Genomic DNA, 17,281 nt, shown 5'->3' with positions numbered 1-17,281 from the left:
TAGGGAGAACGAGCATGAAGGTCGCAGTGGCCGGCGGTACGGGTCTGACCGGCCGGCACGTCATCGAGGCGCTGGGCGCGGCGGGCCACGAGGCGGTGCCGCTGGCCCGGTCCGTCGGTGTGGATCTGGTGACCGGTGCGGGGCTGGACGCCGCGCTCGCCGGGGTCGACGTCACGATCGATGTGAGCAACGTGACGACGTTGAAGCGGGCCGAGGCGGTCGGCTTCTTCGACCGGGCCGGGCGGCAACTGCTCGGCGCCGCCGCGCGGGCCGGGGTGCGGCATCACGTGGCGTTGTCCATCGTCGGCATCGACCGGGTGAGCACCGGCTACTACCAGGGCAAACTACGTCAGGAGGAGATCGTCCGGGACGGCCCGGTGCCGTGGACCATCCTGCGGGCCACCCAGTTCCACGAGTTCGCCGAGCAGATTCTCGAGCGGATGCCCGGGCCGGTCGCGCTGGTGCCCCGGCTGACCGTGCAGCCTGTCGCCGTACGGGAGGTGGCCGAGGCTCTCGTGGCACTGGCCGCCGGCGAACCGCAGAAGGCCGCGCCCGATCTTGCCGGGCCCCGGGTCGAGTCGCTGCCCGACATGGCCCGGCGGCTGATCCGGACCGGCACGGTCCGGCGGCGTCCCGTGCTGCCGCTCTGGCTGCCCGGACCCATGGCCCACGGCGGGTTGCTGCCCACCGGCCCGGGGCAGCGGGGCACGCAGACCTACGAGCAGTGGCTGGCCGGGCGGCGCCGATGACGGTTCGCGCGGCGTTCACCCCGCCGCCGGGTGTGGGTGCATCGGAGATCATCAACGTCGTCGTAGGGTCGGCGCATGTCGATGTCTCGTGTTCGTGCCGTGCTGGCCGCGGCGGTGGGGGCGGTCCTGGTGACCACGCTCGCCCCGGCCCTGCCGGCCTCCGCCGCCCCCGTCCCGGTGCCGCTGGTCGACGATCCGGCCGGCTACGTGGACCCGTTCATCGGGACCACCCGCGGCGGGAACACCTGGCCGGGCGCGATCCGCCCGTTCGGCATGATGGCCTGGAGCCCGACCAGCACCAACGGCGACCAGACCAACACCGGCGCCGCCAACGGCTACGAGTACAACGTCACCAGGGTGCGCGGCTTCAGCCTCACCCACGTCAACGGCGCCGGGTGCAGCCCGGGCGCCGCCGGCGACGTGCCGATCATGCCGTACGTCGGGGACGTCACGACCTCGCCCACGGCGGACTCGCGCGACCAGCAGTACGTGTCCACGTTCTCGCACGCGAACGAGTCGGCCACTCCCGGCCGGTACACCGTGGGGCTGGACAACGGCGTGCGGACCGACCTCGCGGTCAACACCCGGGCCGGCATCGGTGACTTCACGTTCCCCGCCGGCTCCGCCGCCAACCTGCTGTTCCGCACGTCGAACTCGCTCAACGGCAGCGAGGACGCCCAGATCAGCATCGATGCCGCGACCCGCACCGTCACGGGGTCGGTGCTCACCGGCGGCTTCTGCGGGCGGCGGGGCAACGGCGGCGGGGCGACCAACCCGAACCGCCGCTCGTACTACCGGCTGTACTTCAGCGCGGTCTTCGACCGTGACTTCGCCCGCACCGGGACCTGGCAGAACGCGACGGTCACCCCGGGCGGCACGACCGCGAGCGGGGGAGAGGGCTACCTCACCGGCGCCGACCGGGCCGGCAAGGGCTCCGGCGGCTGGGTCGGCTTCGACACCGCCGCCGGCGGGGCGGTCCGCATGCGGGTGGGCATCTCGTACGTGAGCCTGGCCGGCGCCGTCGCCAACCGGGAGACCGAGGTGCCCGCCGCCGCCACCGTCGACTCCGTTGCCGCGGCCACCCGGGACGCCTGGAACACCGAACTCAAGCGGATCCGGGTCGGCGGGGGCACCGAGGCCCGGACGACCGCGTTCTACACCGCCGTCTACCACGCGCTGATGCAGCCGCAGACCATGAACGACCTCGACGGCCGCTACCTCGGCGCCGACCTGCAGGTGCACACGATCCGGGCCGGTCAGCGGGCGGCCTACGGGACGTTCTCCGGCTGGGACCAGTACCGGGCGCAGATCCAGTTCCTCGCCCTGCTGCGCCCCGACGTCGCCGGGGACATGGCGCAGTCGATGCTGGATTTCGCGACCCAGAACAAGGGCATCTGGGACCGGTGGCTGCACCTGGGCGCGCCCACGCACGTCATGACCGGCGACCCGGCCGCGCCGACGCTGGCCACGTACTACGCGATGGGCGCCCGCAACTTCGACGTCCGGGGCGCGCTCGACTCGCTGGTCCGGCAGGCGACGGTGCAGAATCCCGACGCCCTCTCCGACGCCGGCTGTCCCGGGCAGTGCCTCGGTCAGCGGCCGACGCTGAACACGTACCTGGCGCTGAAGTACGCGGCGAACGACATCTGTCACTGCTGGGGCGGGGCGGCGGAGACGCTGGAGAACTCACTCGCCGACTTCTCGCTGGCGATGTGGGCGCGGCGGGCCGGCCGTAACGACCTGTACCGGCAGCTGCTGCCGCGGGGTGACTACTGGAAGAACACGTACAACCCGGCGGTCGGCTACCAGGCGGCGCGGCGCGCGGACGGGAGCTGGCAGAGCGGGTTCACGCCGTCGACCGATGTGGGCTTCGCGCAGGGGTCCAGCGCCACGTACACCTGGATGGTGCCGCAGGACGTGTCGGGGCTGGCCACGTTGATGGGCGGGCGGCCGGCGGCGGCGACCCGGCTGGACGGGCTGTTCCACGACGAGAACGGCAACTGGGCGGTGCTCGGGGGCAACGCGCTGCGGTACGACCCGACCAACGAGCCGGGCATCCACGCGCCGTGGCTGTACAACGGGCTCGGCCAGCCGTGGAAGACCCAGGAGACGGTGCGGCAGATCGTCGACACCGCGTACGGGACGGGCCCGGCGGGCCTGCCCGGCAACGACGACCTGGGCACCATGAGTGCCTGGTACGCGTTCGCGGCGATCGGCATGTTCCCGCAGGTGCCGGGGCGGGCGGAGCTGCTGCTGGGCAGCCCGGTCTTCACCCGGGTGGTGATCGACCGCGGCAACGGCGTGCGCCTGACGGTGAACGCCGACACCACGGACAAGTACGTGCAGGGGGTCACGCTGAACGGCTCGACGCTGCGTCGCTCCTGGTTGCCGGAGTCGTTCCTGCAGCGCGGCGGCACGGTCGGGTTCACGCTGGGGGCGACGCCGAACAAGGCCTGGGCGACCGCGGCCGACGACCTGCCGAAGGACCACTGACACGCGTCGGCGGGCCGTGGCGAGCGCCCCGGCCCGCCGACACGCCCGGATTAGGCCGAGCGTGCGGTTCGACCCCGGGCGATCGGTTCGGATGTGGGTCGGATCACCTTCGGCGGGCAAGCCAGACATTCAGCCTGATCGAGAACGATTACCGCGGGGCCCGCATGGCGGATCGCCGATATGTCAGCTTTCGCGTTCCTCGGTCAGCGGGCTGCGCGGGGGAGTGAGCCGTGCGGAAGCGTCAGACCTTCGTGCGAAGATTTCCCCTGTGACCACCGCGCCCTCCGCACCTCTGCTGCTCGTCCAAGGAGACGAGGAGTTGCTCGCCGCCCGGGCGATCGCCACGGCGGTCGCCGCGGCGCGGGCCGACGAGCCCGGCGCTGACGTCCGCGAATACGAGGCCGGTGCGCTCAGCGGCGGCGAGGTCGCCGAGATGCTCAGCCCGTCGCTGTTCGGCGGGCGCCGGGTGCTGGTCGTCCGCAGCGGCCAGGACGCGCGGAAAGACCTGGTCACGGCCCTGCTCTCGTACGCGAAGAACCCCGACCCCGAGGTCCTGCTGATCGTGGCGCACGTGGGCGGCGCCAAGGGCAAGGCGTTCGCGGACGGCCTGCGCGCCGCCGGCGCGACCGTCGTGCCCGTCGCGAAGCTCAAGGGCGACCGCGAGCGGACAGCGTTCGTGCGGGACGAGTTCCGGCGCCACGGCGGGCGTTGCGACGAGGCCGCCGCGGCGGCGCTGCTCGCGGCCGTGGGCAACGACCTGCGCGAGATCGCCGCCGCCTGCTCGCAGCTGCTCGCCGACACCGATGGCAAGATCAGCGCGGCCGTCGTCGCCCGCTACTACAAGGGCCGGGCGGAGGTCAGCGGCTTCGCCGTCGCCGACGCCGCCATGGTCGGTGACGTGCCGGGCGCGCTCGAGGCCCTGCGCTGGGCGCTGCACGTCGGCGTCGACCCGGTGCCGATCGCCGACGCGATCGCCGACGGGGTGCGCACGGTGGCCCGGGTGGCCTCGGCCGGGCGCGGCAACCCGTACCAGCTGGCCGGCTCGCTCGGCATGCCGGCATGGAAGATCCAGAAAGCCCAGGAGCGCAGCCGCGGCTGGACCCCGGAGGGCCTGGTCGACGCGATGCGCGCGGCGGCCGACTGCAACGCCGCGGTCAAGGGCGGTGCCGAGGACCGGGGGTACGCACTGGAGCAGGCCGTCTTCGCGGTGGCCGCCGCCAGGAACGCCGGGGCAGCCCGATGACCAGGTCACGCCGGGCCGGCCTGTCCCGCGACGAGGCCCGCCAGCAACCCCTGTACGCCCGCATGCTCGGCCTGCAGTATCTCGCGCCGGGCGGCTTCCTGTGCTTCGTGTTCCTCGAAGGGGCGGTGGCGCTGGGCATCCTGCTGGCGCTCGCCGAGCTGGTCAGCTGGTGGGGCGTGCTGGTGCTGCCGGCGATGGTCGCGGTGATGGTGAAGCTCAACGACGTGGTCGCCGGCGCGCTGATCCGCCCGGCGCCGCCCGCGGCGCCGCCCGCCCGGCCGTCGTCCCCGGGCTCGCCGGGAGCCAAGACCGTGCGCTTGCCGCCGACGGTGATCTCGCAGGTCACCGGGCAGGCACCCCCGCTGCGCCCGGCAACGGCACGGCAGGTCGCGGCCGACGCGGTGCCGGGGGCGCGCGAGGAGGAAGGCTGGAGTGTCGCGGGGGCGGACGCGAGCGCGCTGAACGGACCGCCGGTGACCCGGAAATGGACCGAGGACCTGGACGACCAGCAGCAACGCGCGCGGCAGTCGGCGGCGCGCCGCTACGAGTAGGCCGATGCCTGACCGGCTCGCCCTGGCTGAGCCGAGGGGCTGCGGCCCCGGCTTGTGGGCTTGTCCGGAGCCGGGTCCTTCGCGTCGCCGGAGCTTGAGGTCGCTCTTGCGCGCGGCGGGAGCTTTGGCTCGTCCGCGTGCGCGGCTTGAGGTCCAGTTCGCCCTTGCGGGCGGCTGGGGACGCAAGGTCGTGTCGCGCGCGGCTTGACGTTGGTGCGGCCCCGCGTGCGGCTCGAGCTTCAACTCGCTCTATCCGGCTTGCCTCGCCCTTCCGGGCGGCCGGCCTACGAGCCCACCCGCCGCACAGCGCCCCCGCCCCGCGGCGAGGCAATGTGGATCACCGGGATCCGGAGACAACTCAGGCACCGCTGAACCCGGAGGTTCCGCGGTGCCCGGAGGTGTGGTCTGCGACCAGTCTGCGGTCAGGCAGAAAGCGAGGAGACCCGCTTGGCGATGGCCGACTTGCGGTTCGCCGCCTGGTTCTTGTGAATGACGCCCTTGCTCACGGCCTTGTCGAGCTGACGCGAGGCGTCACGCAGCAGCGCGGTAGCCGTCTCGTTGTTGCCGGCCTCGCTCGCCTCGTTCAGCTTGCGGATCACGGTCTTCAGCGACGACTTGACCGACTTGTTGCGCAGCCGGGCCTTTTCGTTCTGCCGGTTGCGCTTGATCTGGGACTTGATGTTCGCCACGCGACAGCCTTGTCCTGACTAGTTCGGATGATGTACTCGGACGGTGGCGACGCAGCCGGAAGCAACGTCACCACACGCGACGAACCAATGTATCAGGCCCGCTTCGTGCCACCCAAATCGCTCGCCCCGGATGGGGTCGAAAGCCCAGCTCGCGGCTCATGTCGGCGGCGCCCAGCCGCGGCGCTCGGCCAGCCACGCGAGCGCCTGCGTGCCGCTGAACCGCTGGTGCTGGCGGCTGTGCGGGGACGCGCTGCTGGGCCCCCGGGCGGCGCTGGTCAGCCAGTATCCGCCGAGTGCCGCCAGGGCTCCGTCGACGCCCTCGTCCGGCGCGTGCCACGGTGCCAGCGCGGTGTCCACGTCGAGGCCGCTTGCGTACGCCGTGATGAGCAACGTCACCGTGTCGAACCACGGTTGGCCCAGGCAGGGCCAGGCCCAGTCGCAGAGCCACGCTTTGCCGTACCCGTCCAGCAGAATGTTGTCCACGCGCAGGTCGCCGTGCAGCATGCCGGGCCCGGCGACCAGCTCCGGCAGCCCGCGCTCCAGCGCGGCCAGCTCGCCCAGCCGGTCCGGCACCCAGACCGGGGCCGGCGGCAGCGGCGCCCGCCCCGCCGCGATCTCGGACCACCACGACAGCTCGTCGCGCACGATGTCGCCGAGCCCGGGAAGGCCCAGCCTGAGCAGATCCTCACCGGGTGGGCTCAGGGCCACCGCCGACGTCAGCCAGGCCGTCAGCGCGGCGCTCAGGTCGTCCGGCGCCCATGGCAGCGCCGGCACCCGCCCCGCGACGGCGTCCAGGCACAGTACGAAGTGCCCGGCCGCTTCGAGGGTCCACCGCGGGCGGGCGGCCGGGACCGCCTCCGGCAGCGCCGCTGTGACGGCCGCCTCACGGGCGTACCAGCCGGCCAGCGGCTCCGTCAGCGGCGCGGCCTTGACGAACGCCTCAGCACCGTCCGCGGTCGTGATCAGCGCCGCGAAAGCCCTGGTGAAACCGCCGCCCGCGCTGGTCGCGCGGGCGACCGGCGCGCCGAGCCGCCCGCTGATCGCATCCCGCAGCGCCGCGGGCAGATCACCCCAATTCGGGCGTACGGCGGTAGCCCCGTAAGCAACCTCAGGCAGGGAGACGGCGCGCATGCCCCCATCCTGCCTCCCCGATTTTGTCGTACCCGGCTGGCAGGCTGTGGCCCATGAGAACGGACGACTTCTGGGCGGTCATCGACCGGGCTACCGCCGACCGGCCGGGCTCGCCCGACGAGGTGGCCAAACGGGCCATCGCCGAGCTGGTGGGCCGCGACCCCGACGAGATCGTGGCGTGGGGCCGGCACCTCGACAAGGTGCTGGCCGCCTCCGGCAAGGAAGACCTCTGGGCGGCCGCCTACCTGATCAACGGCGGCTGCTCCGAGGACGGCTTCGACAACTTCCGCGGCTGGCTGATCGCGAACGGGCGCGACGTGGTGGCCCGCGCGGTCCGCGAGCCGGATTCGCTGGCCGAGCTCCCCTCGGTGCGCGCGGCGGCCTCCACCGGCGCGGTCTTCGAGGCCGAGGAGGTGCTGACCGTCGCCGAGGAGGCCCACCGGCAGGCCACGGGCGACGAGCTGCCGCCCCGGGAGACGCCGAGGAGCCGCCCCGACCCGGCGATGCTGTGGGACTTCGACAACGAGGAAGAGATGCAGAAACGCCTGCCCCGCCTGTCCGCGCTGTTCCTCGAGCCGCCGGAGTAGCCGGCGCGGGCATCGATCACGGGCTGGGAAATCCGGTCGAGGAGGCTGGTGGGGCTTGGGCAGACTCGGGCGCATGGACGCTCACGAGCAGGGGAAGGCGCCGGCCGAACGGCAGTCATCGATGCATGGCACGGTGCCGGAGGGGCAGAAGGCATCGCTGCGGGGCACGGTGGCGGATGGACAGGAGCCATCGCTGCTGGGCGCGGTGGCGGCGGTGAGCTGCAACGATGCGTACTCGTTCAGCAAGCCGACCCGCGACGAGATCGTGCTGATCGCCGGCCTCGGCGTGGCGGGTGACGTGCACGCCGGCGTGACGGTCCGGCACCGCAGCCGGGTGGCCGCCGACCCGGACCAGCCCAACCTGCGCCAGGTGCACCTGATCCAGGGCGAGTTGCACGAGGAGCTGATCGGCGCGGGCTACACGGTGCCGGCCGGCGGGCTCGGGGAGAACGTCACCACGACCGGCATCGACCTGCTCAGCCTGCCGGTGGGCACAATCCTGCGCTTCGGCCCCCGCCCAGCGGAGGCCCCCGAAACCGGCTCGGTCCCCGCAACCGTCCCGACGCCCGAATCCAGCCCACCATCTGAGCGCGGTTTTGGGTCTGGCCCTGCGCCCGCGTCTGGTCCCGGCCCTGCGCCCGCGTCTGCGCCCGTGGGGTCTGGCGCTGCGCCCGCGTCTGGTCCCGGTCCTGCGCCCGCGTCTGCGCCTGCGGGGTCTGGCGCTGCGCCCGCGTCTGGTCCCGGTCCTACGCCCGCGTCTGCGCCCGCGGGGTCTGGCCTTGCGCCCGGTCCCGCGCCCGAGCCCGAGCCCGGTCCCGCGCCCGAGCCCGGTCCCGCGCCCGAGCCCGGTCCCGCGCCCGGCGCGGCCTCCGAGCCTGGCCCGGCAGCGGTGTCCGGCCCTGCCGGTCCGCCCGCTGGTGCCGCAGCCGTCGTCGCCGCAGCGCGGCGTGCCAACCTCGACGCTTCAGCCGCCGCCGCGGTCGCCACCCTGTCCGCGCGCCTTGCCGCCGAGAGTTTTCCCGCCGCGAGCGACACCCCCGACCAGCGCCCCGCGATCCTCCTCACCGGCCTGCGCAACCCCTGCCAGCAGATCAACAACTACCGCTCCGGCCTGCTCAGACGTGTCCTCGGCCGGCGCCCTGACGGCTCGCTCGACCGGCGGGCCGGTGTCATGGCTGTGGTTCTTCGGGGCGGCTCGATCCGGCCCGGGACGGAGATCCAGGTTGAGCTTCCGGGTGGGCCGCCGCTGCCGCTGGACCGGGTGTGATCCGGGCTGTCCCTGCGGCGTGGGACGATAGACGTTGCCGGTGCTTCCATCGGCAGCCAGCCCGCTTGTAGAGAACGGACGATCGTGCCTGGACCGCTCGACCCCGGCGTGAACATCATCGGAGCGACCGATCCTGGTCGCATCCGCAACTTCTGCATCATCGCGCACATCGACCACGGGAAGTCGACCCTGGCCGACCGGATGCTGCAGATCACCGGCGTGGTCGATCCGCGGCAGATGCGGGCTCAGTATCTCGACCGGATGGACATCGAGCGCGAGCGCGGCATCACGATCAAGAGCCAGGCCGTGCGCATGCCCTGGATCGTTCGTGAGGGTGAGCGCACCGGCGACACCGCGGTTCTCAACATGATCGACACTCCGGGGCACGTCGACTTCACGTACGAGGTCTCGCGCAGCCTTGCCGCCTGTGAGGGCGCCGTGCTGCTCGTCGACGCGGCGCAGGGGATCGAGGCGCAGACCCTCGCCAACCTGTACCTGGCGATGGAGAACGACCTGCACATCATCCCGGTGCTCAACAAGATCGACCTGCCGGCCGCGCAGCCGGAGAAGTACGCCGAGGAACTCGCCAAGCTGATCGGCTGCGAGCCCCACGACGTGCTCCGGGTCTCCGGCAAGACCGGTGTCGGGGTCGCGCACCTGCTCGACGAGGTCGTGCGCCAGTTCCAGCCGCCGGTCGGTGACGCCGCCGCGCCGGCCCGCGCGATGATCTTCGACTCGGTGTACGACGCCTACCGGGGTGTTGTCACCTACGTCCGGGTGATCGACGGCCGGATTCAGGCGCGCGACCGGATCAAGATGATGTCCACCGGCACCGTGCACGAGCTGCTCGAGATCGGGGTCGTCTCACCCGAGATGGAGAAGGCCGGCGCGCTCGGCGTAGGTGAGGTCGGCTACCTGATCACCGGCGTGAAGGACGTCCGCCAGTCCCGGGTCGGCGACACCGTCACGAACAGCGTCAAGCCGGCCACCGAGCCGCTCGGCGGCTACTCCGACCCCAAGCCGATGGTCTACTCCGGCCTGTACCCGATCGACGGCTCGGACTACCCGGCGCTGCGTGACGCGCTCGACAAGCTGCAGCTCAACGACGCCTCGCTCACCTACGAGCCGGAGACGAGCACCGCGCTCGGGTTCGGCTTCCGGTGCGGCTTCCTGGGCCTGCTGCACCTGGAGATCATCGGCGAGCGGCTGGAGCGTGAGTTCAACCTCGACCTGATCTCCACCGCCCCGAACGTGGTCTACCGGGTCTTCACCGAGGACGCCGCCGAGTTTGTCGTCACCAACCCGAGCGAGTTCCCGGACGGCAAGATCGCCGAGATCCACGAGCCGACGGTCCGCGCGACGGTGCTGGTCCCGAACGAGTTCGTCGGGGCGGTCATGGAGCTCTGCCAGAGCCGCCGCGGCCAGCTGCTCGGCATGGAGTACCTCTCCACCGAACGGGTGGAGCTGCGGTACACGCTGCCGCTGGGCGAGATCATCTTCGACTTCTTCGACCAGCTGAAGTCCAAGACCAAGGGCTACGCCTCGCTCGACTACGAGCCCTCGGGCGAGCAGGCGGCCGAGCTGGTCAAGGTGGACATCCTGCTGCACGGCGAGCCGGTGGACGCGTTCAGCGCGATCGTGCACAAGGACAAGGCCTACAACTACGGCGTCACCATCGCCGCCAAGCTGCAGAAACTCATCCCGAGGCAGCAGTTCGAGGTGCCCATCCAGGCCGCGATCGGCAGCCGGATCATCGCCCGCGAGACGATCCGCGCCATTCGCAAGGACGTGCTCGCCAAGTGCTACGGCGGTGACATCAGCCGGAAGCGCAAGCTGCTCGAGAAGCAGAAGGAAGGCAAGAAGCGGATGAAGATGGTCGGCCGCGTCGAGGTGCCGCAGGAGGCGTTCATCGCCGCGCTGTCGACGTCCGACTCGGGGGAATCGAAAACTTCCAAGAAGTAGGGCGGTTTGGTTTTCGCGCCGGTCGGGAACTCTGGGGCTCAGACGAACGCAACAACTGTTCTACCCCCCAAGGAGACTTCCATGACCGTCACCGGCATCATCACCGCTCTCATCGTCGGCCTGATCATCGGCGCCCTGGGTCGCCTGGTCGTACCCGGCAAGCAGAACATCCCGATCTGGCTGACCATGGTCATCGGTGTTGTGGCTGCCCTGCTGGGCACGGTTCTGGCCCGCGCCTTCGGCGTGGACTCGACCGGTGGTATCGACTGGATCGAGCTGCTGTTCCAGGTTCTGCTCGCCGCCGTTGGTGTGGCGCTGGTTGTGGGCATCGGCGGCCGTCGCGGCGTGACCCGCTGAACCACCGTCAGCTGAAGCTGATCTGAAATACCGGAACGCCGGGCCCTCGGGCCCGGCGTTTCCGCATATCCGGCTGTCATTTCCGAAATGGCGGCTACCCCAGCTGATGTGCCCGCACCAGGTCCTCGACGGCCTTGGGGAGGGTGGTCTCGAAATCCAGCAGCTTCGCCCAGTCCGGCTCGACCGTGATGCGGACCATCTGCTCGTACAGGGCCCGCACCCCCTGCTCCCAGTCGGCGAAGTGCTCGGCCGGGACCGCCTTCCGGGACGCCTCGATGTAGAAGTCCGGCACCCCGTCCACCAGGTCGACCCGGGCCGTGCCGCGGATCAGCAGGACCCGCGGGGGCCACGCGTCCTGGGTGTCGATGGTGAGGGCCACCCGGGGGTTCTGGCGCAGCGCGCGTACCTTCGCCGCGGCCGGCACGGTGGCCAGGAGCAGTTGCTCACCCGTCCACCAGAATCCGATCGGGATCGCCCGCGGCGCTCCGTCGATGCCGACGTAGGCCAGCCGGGCCGGGATCGACGAGCTCAGCAGCTCCTGTGAGATCGGCTCGGCCAGTATCCCGGCGATGTCCTGGCGGTCCATGGTCAGCTCCTTCGCTGTGGGCGTCAGGAGGGGGACGGAGCCGACCGGGGGTTCTCGACAGGTCAGTAACGGAACTTGTGCTGCGCGCTGCGGCGGTTCACCCAGGCCGGCAGCTCGTCCACGTTCTCCAGGAACGGCGCCTGCTGCGCCTGATCGGGCGACTCCGTGACGTTCTTCATCGTCACCACGTACCCCTGGACCAGACGGTCCTCGCGCAGGTCGCGGTAGGTCACCTCGACCATCACCTGGGTCTCGTCCGCGCGTTGCAGGGCGCAGTAGAGCACCCCGTCGCCCTCGTCGCGCAGGGCCCGGCGGATCTGGCCACGGTCGTCCGGGTGGGCCAGGTCCTGCAGCGTGGTGAACGGCGCCAGCTCCTGCTGGCCGATGAGCTCGTGCAGGGCCGGGCTCGCGTACCGGATCTGCTGGTCGTCGTCGATCACCAGCATGATGTCCGCGGTGTTCCGGATCACCGCGCGCAGGTACAGGTCGCTGTCGCGGCGGCCGACCGCCTCCACCAGGGAGATCCGGTCCAGGGCCAGCGCCGCCTGGCCGGCCAGCACCTCCAGGGCGTCGCGGCTGATCGTGAGCATGTCCCGGCGGCCGGCGAGCACCAGCGCGCCGCCGTTCGGGCGGGCCACCGCGAGCGGCTCCAGCCACAGCGGACAGACCAGCGTGCCGTCCGTCGCGGCCGTGCCGGGCTTGGCCTGCTCGTCCAGCCACCAGCTGCGCGGGCGGGGGTTGGTCGCGGCCGCGGGCAGGGCCTGCAGGGTGAGCTGGCGGTCGTCGGTGGCGAAGACGACGCGCTGCACGTCGTGCGGGGGCAGCAGCTGGGCCACCGCGGACCGGACCGCCTCGTCGACCGCCGCGTCGTCGGCCGCCGCGACCAGCGCCGCGCTGGCCTCGCGGAGCGCCCGTTCGCGGACGAGCGCCTGGCTGTTCTGCGCCACGGAGTCGGCCAGCCTGGTGAAGGCCAGCACCACCGTCAGCGCGCCGGCCACCGCGATGACCACCCCGTCGCGGACCGGGCCCTGCAGCGCCTCGATGAGCAGCACCAGCGGGGGCGTGGCCACGGACAGGCCCAGCAGCGTCGCCCAACGTCCCTGCCACGGTTTCGGCCGGGCCGGCAGCGGCGCGGTCAGGCGGGCCATCGAGGGGTGCAGCCCGGCGGCTCCCCAGACCACGTAGAGGAGGGTGAAGCCCGCCTCCGACCACCTGCTCGGGGCGAGCGGGTAGGCGATGTCGCTGACCAGGCAGCCCAGGGCGCCGATGCCGAGCAGCACCGCCGACCAGTTGAACCAGGACGCCGCGACCAGCCGGGCGCAGATGCCGACCAGCAGCAGGGCGCCGAGCATGTCCTCCGGGGAGATCTTGCCGAGGCTGCCGCTGCCGCCGATGAGGAAGACCCAGATCACCAGCAGCACCGCGCTGGCGAACGCCACCAGGTCGATCAGCCGGGCCCGGTCCATCAGCAGCGCGCCCACCCGGGTCAGCTGCAGCAGGGCCAGCGCCACCAGCGCGAACATGGCCAGGTAGGCGATGTCCGCCGCCGAGTCGTGGTTGAGCGCGTGGAAGACGTCACCGATGGTCACCGCGGCGACGGAGGCGGCCAGGAGCAGCCAGGGCCCGACCCGGGCGGGCTTGTGCCGGCATACCCCGATGATGATGGCGGCGACGCTGAAGGCTCCCAGATGGATCAACTCGATGGCGTGGAGCACGACTAACTAGTACCAGCCTGGTCGCTGTCTGTCCATGTGAACATATACGCAGCGCTATGACCTGGGAACATGGTGAACGTGACACCGTGGCACGTGAATAAACGTGAATGTGAAGGCCGGTCCGCTCAGCGGAAGACCTCGGCGACGACGGTGGCGTTGCCCGCGCCCTGGGCGCCGGTTACCGGCTGCCACTTCCCGTCGGGTGCGCTCCACTCCCGGTCGGCGAACCGGACCCGTTGCACTCCCGTGCTGCTGGCGTGCGAGACGAGCCAGTGGGCGTACCGCCAGCCGATGTTGACGTTCTTGACCGCGAGCGACAGGCCGCCGGGCTGCGACTCGTCGACGGCGCCCAGGCCCTTGCCCCAGTCGAGCCGCATGCCCTCGGCCAGCGCCGCGGCCGCGGCCGCACCGCGCAGCGCCGGCTCGCCGTTGATCGTGCACTCGACCGCGCCGGTGGCCCGGCCGGTGAGGGCCTTGGCGAGCACCGTGGACTCGTCGGCCCACTTCTCGTACGCGTTGGGGTAGGCCGACCGCTGCACCTTCTGCGCGGCGTCGGTGACCCGCATCTTCTGCCAGCCCTTGACCTTCTTGAGGGCCGAGTAGAACTTGCTCGCCGCGTACCTCGGATCCTGGATCTTCTCCGGGGTGCCCCAGCCCTGGCTGGGGCGCTGCTGGAACAGCCCGACCGAGTCCCGGTCCCCGGTGTCCAGATTTTCCAGCTTGGATTCCTGGAACGCGGTCGCCAGCGCGACGACCACGGCCCGCTCGGGCATCTTGCGCCGCATGCCGACCGCGGTGATCGTGGCGGCGTTCGCCATCTGCACGAGGTCGAGGGCGACCTCGCCGTCCGCGCGCACGATGCACTCCGGCCCGAGCTGCGGGAGTTGGATCTTTCCGCCGACGGAGTTGACGACCACGACCACCCCGAAGACGCCGAGGAGCGCGAGCAGAGCCACCACCACGATCGGCTTTCTCCGCACGCACACTCCCTCCGTCAGGTGACAAGCGTAATCAATGCGCGCCGGTCTCCTGCGGGACCGGCACCCAGGAGGCCGGCCGCTTCTCCCGGAAGGCGGTGACACCCTCGCGGCCCTCGGCCGACCGGAAGTAGCCGGCCGAGCGCTCGGACAGCTCGGCCAGGTCGGCCCGGACGGACTCGGCCGGCCTGCGGCGCAGCAGCTGCTTGGTGCCGGCCAGCGCCAGCGGACCACCCCGGACCAGCGAATCCGTGTACGCGGTGACGGCCGCATCCAGCTCGTCGGCCGGCACGGCCCGGGTGACCAGGCCGATCTCGGCGGCGCGGACCCCGTCGAACACGTCGCCGGTGAGATACAGCTCGGCGGCGGCCCGGGGTGCCAGCCGCGGCAGCACCGTCGCGCTGATCACCGCCGGGATCACGCCGAGGCGCACCTCGGAGAACGCGAACGTGGCCTCCCGGGTGCAGACCGCGAGGTCGGCGGCCGCGATCAGGCCGAGCCCGCCCGCCCGGGCCGGCCCGGCGATCCGGGCGAGCACCGGCTTCGGGAACTCCCAGATCGCGGCGAGCACGTCGGCCAGCAGCTCGGCCGGGATGCGCCCGGTCACGCGCGCGGCGGCGGTCTCCTTGAGATCGGCGCCGGAGCAGAAGACCGGGCCGGTGTGCGAGATCACCACCGCCCGGACGGCCGGGTCGGTGACGGCGGCGCTCAGCCCCTCCAGCAGCTCGCGCATGAGCTGGGCGGAAAGCGCATTACGGTTCGCCGGGCTGTCCAGCGTCACGGTGGTCACCCCGGCGGCGGTGACGGTACGGACCAACTCCATGCCGGAACCCTAACCGGGGCCGTGCACACTTGACGGATGCCTGGTCCCCTGCCCGACGGTGAGCCCGTACCGAGTGACGGCTCGCTGCCCGACAGTGCCCTGCGCGACGTCGGCAAACGCGGCTTCGGGGTCTACGTGCACGTCCCGTTCTGCGCGAGCCGGTGCGGGTACTGCGACTTCAACACGTACACGGCGAGCGAGCTGGGCGGTGGCGCCAGCCGCGAGGGCTACGCGGACGCGGTGCTGGCCGAGCTGAAGCTGGCTGCCTCGGTCACCGGCGCGCCGGTCGACACGGTCTTCGTCGGCGGCGGCACCCCGACCCTGCTGGACCCCGCCGACCTGGGCCGGATCCTCGAGGGCATCAACCAGACCTGGGGCCTGGCGGCCGGCGCGGAGATCACCACCGAGGCCAACCCGGAGTCGGTCACCCCGGCCTCGCTGCGCGCGCTGCGGCAGGCCGGCTTCACCCGGATCTCGCTGGGCATGCAGTCCGCCGCCCCGGCCGTGCTGCGGATCCTGGACCGCCGGCACACCGCGGGCCGGGCGCCGCAGGCCGCGATCGAGGCGCGGGAGGCCGGCTTCGCACACGTCAACCTGGATCTGATCTACGGGACGCCGGGGGAGACCGCCGAGGACTTCGACGCGTCGCTGCGGGCCGTGGTGGCGGCCGGGGTGGACCACGTCAGCGCGTACTCGCTCATCGTCGAGGACGGCACCCGGATGGCCGCGCGGATGCGGCGGGGCGAGCTGCCGTACCCGGAGGACGACGTGGCGGCCGACCGCTACCTGGCCGCCGAGCAGACCCTCGGCGGTGCGGGTTTCTCCTGGTACGAGGTGTCGAACTGGGCGACGACGCCGGACGCCCGCTGCCGGCACAACCTGCTGTATTGGACCGGCGGCGACTGGTGGGGCCTCGGGCCGGGCGCGCACAGCCACGTCGGCGGGGTGCGCTGGTGGAACGTCAAGCACCCCACCGCGTACGCGAAAAGGGTGGCCGACGGCGTGTCCCCGGGACTGGGCCGGGAGCTGCTCACCGACACCGACCGGCACGTCGAGGACGTGATGCTGCGCGTACGCCTGCGCGACGGCCTGCCGCTGCACACGCTCGACGCGCCCGGCCTGACCGGCGCCGCCCGGGCGCTGGCCGACGGCCTGCTGGACCCGGCCGCGTACGAGGCCGGCCGGGTGGTCCTCACCCTGCGCGGCCGGTTGCTGGCCGACGCGGTGATCCGCGACCTGCTGCCGTGACGCCGGTGGCGCCGGGCCGGAGCCCGGCGCCACCGGGAGCGCTACTTGATGAGCGAGACCGTCATCGGGTAGTTGTACGGCTCGTTGTTGTTCGCCTTGACCCCGGCGATGATGCCGATGATCGTGGCGATCGCCCAGGCGGCGATGCCGACGAAGAAGCCGATGATGATGCAGGTGAGCACCCAGCCGACGATCGCGATGATCGACCAGAGGATCTGGAAGTTCAGCGCCTTGACCGCCTCGGCCCGCACCACCGGGGACTGGTTGCCCTTGGCCAGCAGCGCCACCAGCGGCGCGATCCAGCCGGAGCAGCCGCCACCGAGGAACGCGCCGGCCGCGCCACCGAAGTGGGCCACCAGGATCCAGGTCTTGTCGTCGTTGCCGGGGGCGTAGCCGCCGGGCGGGTAACCGCCGGGCTGCTGGCCGTAGGCGCCGGGAGGACCGTAGGGGGTGCCACCGGGCGGCGGGCCGTAACCGCCGGCGCCCGAGGACGGCGGCGGGCCGTAGCCGCCGGGCGCACCCGAGGTCGGCGGCGGGCCGTAGCCACCGGGCGGAGCCGAGGTGGGCGGCGGCGAGCCGTAGGCGGGGGGAGGGCTGCCGTAGGTCGGCGGCTGCGGGGAGCCGTAGGCCGGCGGCGGCGGGGCGGATCCGGAGGTCGGATCGTTACCCGAATATGGGTTGAGCGGCGCGGTGGGGTCCGAGGGGTTCCCCTCACCGGGCGGACGCGGCGGTTCAGTCATGCGCACACGGTAGGACCGCGCGTCGAACGTGGCGAGGGCAACACCCGGGTGAGGTCGGAGAATAGACACTCGGCTAAGTGCCGGAGGCCCTGTCGGCTGATCATCGCGCGGCGGGCGCGGGCGACGTAGACTGGCACTCGACTTTGCGGAGTGCCAGGAAGTA

16 protein-coding genes are annotated in these 17,281 nt (G+C 72.1%); 9 read left to right on the top strand and 7 right to left on the bottom strand.

From position 1 onward, the window contains the following. The first annotated feature begins 14 nt into the window (after window positions 1–14). The 4 genes from ACIBQZ_RS27285 to ACIBQZ_RS27270 all read left to right on the top strand — a co-directional run bounded on the left by ACIBQZ_RS27285 (window position 15) and on the right by ACIBQZ_RS27270 (window position 5,036). Window positions 15–749: an SDR family oxidoreductase gene (locus tag ACIBQZ_RS27285; protein ID WP_396091630.1), complete on the top strand. Its 735-nt coding sequence runs from the start codon at window positions 15–17 to the stop codon at window positions 747–749. A gap of 75 nt (window positions 750–824) precedes the next feature. Beyond that, on the top strand, window positions 825–3,242 hold the full coding sequence (locus ACIBQZ_RS27280) for a GH92 family glycosyl hydrolase (RefSeq protein WP_396091629.1): 2,418 nt from the start codon (window positions 825–827) through the stop codon (window positions 3,240–3,242). A 259-nt stretch (window positions 3,243–3,501) separates the two neighbouring features. Next, complete coding sequence (gene holA / locus ACIBQZ_RS27275; RefSeq protein ID WP_396091669.1) at window positions 3,502–4,485, top strand: DNA polymerase III subunit delta; 984 nt, start codon at window positions 3,502–3,504, stop codon at window positions 4,483–4,485. Next, window positions 4,482–5,036 (top strand): hypothetical protein, encoded by a 555-nt coding sequence (locus tag ACIBQZ_RS27270; RefSeq protein ID WP_396091628.1) that lies wholly within the window; start codon window positions 4,482–4,484, stop codon window positions 5,034–5,036. The genes holA and ACIBQZ_RS27270 overlap by 4 nt, the downstream gene beginning before the upstream one ends. A 422-nt stretch (window positions 5,037–5,458) precedes the next feature. Here the strand turns inward: ACIBQZ_RS27270 and rpsT are convergent, their stop codons facing one another. After that, entirely contained in the window at window positions 5,459–5,725 is a 267-nt protein-coding gene (gene rpsT, locus ACIBQZ_RS27265; protein WP_396091627.1) for a 30S ribosomal protein S20, read from the bottom strand. Between the two features lie 156 nt (window positions 5,726–5,881). Next, complete coding sequence (locus ACIBQZ_RS27260) at window positions 5,882–6,856, bottom strand: phosphotransferase family protein (RefSeq protein ID WP_396091626.1); 975 nt, start codon at window positions 6,854–6,856, stop codon at window positions 5,882–5,884. A 53-nt stretch (window positions 6,857–6,909) separates the two neighbouring features. Here ACIBQZ_RS27260 and ACIBQZ_RS27255 point away from each other — a divergent pair, with 53 nt between their 5' ends. The 4 genes from ACIBQZ_RS27255 (at window position 6,910) to ACIBQZ_RS27240 (ending at window position 11,029) form a co-directional block, all read left to right on the top strand. Then, complete coding sequence (locus ACIBQZ_RS27255) at window positions 6,910–7,443, top strand: DUF4240 domain-containing protein (protein ID WP_396091625.1); 534 nt, start codon at window positions 6,910–6,912, stop codon at window positions 7,441–7,443. A gap of 73 nt (window positions 7,444–7,516) precedes the next feature. Continuing rightward, entirely contained in the window at window positions 7,517–8,710 is a 1,194-nt protein-coding gene (locus tag ACIBQZ_RS27250) for a transcription elongation factor (protein WP_396091624.1), read from the top strand. 84 nt (window positions 8,711–8,794) lie between these two features. Then, window positions 8,795–10,672 carry a translation elongation factor 4 gene (gene lepA, locus ACIBQZ_RS27245; RefSeq protein WP_396091623.1) on the top strand — a complete coding sequence of 626 codons (1,878 nt, stop codon included), beginning with the start codon at window positions 8,795–8,797 and terminating at the stop codon, window positions 10,670–10,672. A gap of 81 nt (window positions 10,673–10,753) precedes the next feature. Next, window positions 10,754–11,029, top strand: a complete 276-nt coding sequence (locus ACIBQZ_RS27240) for a GlsB/YeaQ/YmgE family stress response membrane protein (RefSeq protein ID WP_396091622.1) — start codon at window positions 10,754–10,756, stop codon at window positions 11,027–11,029. 94 nt (window positions 11,030–11,123) lie between these two features. Here ACIBQZ_RS27240 and ACIBQZ_RS27235 read toward each other — a convergent pair whose 3' ends face one another. The 4 genes from ACIBQZ_RS27235 to ACIBQZ_RS27220 all read right to left on the bottom strand — a co-directional run bounded on the left by ACIBQZ_RS27235 (window position 11,124) and on the right by ACIBQZ_RS27220 (window position 15,130). Next, on the bottom strand, window positions 11,124–11,615 hold the full coding sequence (locus ACIBQZ_RS27235; protein ID WP_396091621.1) for a pyridoxamine 5'-phosphate oxidase family protein: 492 nt from the start codon (window positions 11,613–11,615) through the stop codon (window positions 11,124–11,126). Window positions 11,616–11,677: 62 nt separating this feature from the next. Beyond that, window positions 11,678–13,330: a PAS domain S-box protein gene (locus tag ACIBQZ_RS27230; RefSeq protein ID WP_396091620.1), complete on the bottom strand. Its 1,653-nt coding sequence runs from the start codon at window positions 13,328–13,330 to the stop codon at window positions 11,678–11,680. 125 nt (window positions 13,331–13,455) lie between these two features. Then, entirely contained in the window at window positions 13,456–14,316 is an 861-nt protein-coding gene (locus ACIBQZ_RS27225; RefSeq protein WP_396091619.1) for a hypothetical protein, read from the bottom strand. A 25-nt stretch (window positions 14,317–14,341) separates the two neighbouring features. Beyond that, window positions 14,342–15,130: an enoyl-CoA hydratase-related protein gene (locus ACIBQZ_RS27220; protein WP_396091618.1), complete on the bottom strand. Its 789-nt coding sequence runs from the start codon at window positions 15,128–15,130 to the stop codon at window positions 14,342–14,344. A 36-nt stretch (window positions 15,131–15,166) separates the two neighbouring features. On the opposite strand from ACIBQZ_RS27220, the gene hemW reads away from it, so the two are divergent. Then, window positions 15,167–16,378: a radical SAM family heme chaperone HemW gene (gene hemW, locus ACIBQZ_RS27215; RefSeq protein ID WP_396091617.1), complete on the top strand. Its 1,212-nt coding sequence runs from the start codon at window positions 15,167–15,169 to the stop codon at window positions 16,376–16,378. Between the two features lie 41 nt (window positions 16,379–16,419). On the opposite strand, the gene ACIBQZ_RS27210 is transcribed toward hemW, so the two are convergent. Beyond that, entirely contained in the window at window positions 16,420–17,118 is a 699-nt protein-coding gene (locus ACIBQZ_RS27210; RefSeq protein WP_396091616.1) for a DUF4870 domain-containing protein, read from the bottom strand. Window positions 17,119–17,281 lie beyond the last annotated feature (163 nt).

Origin of the sequence: Actinoplanes sp. NPDC049599, from assembly GCF_044465625.1 — a bacterium.
Lineage (GTDB): Bacteria > Actinomycetota > Actinomycetes > Mycobacteriales > Micromonosporaceae > Actinoplanes.
This window is presented reverse-complemented; position numbering and strand designations above follow the sequence as displayed.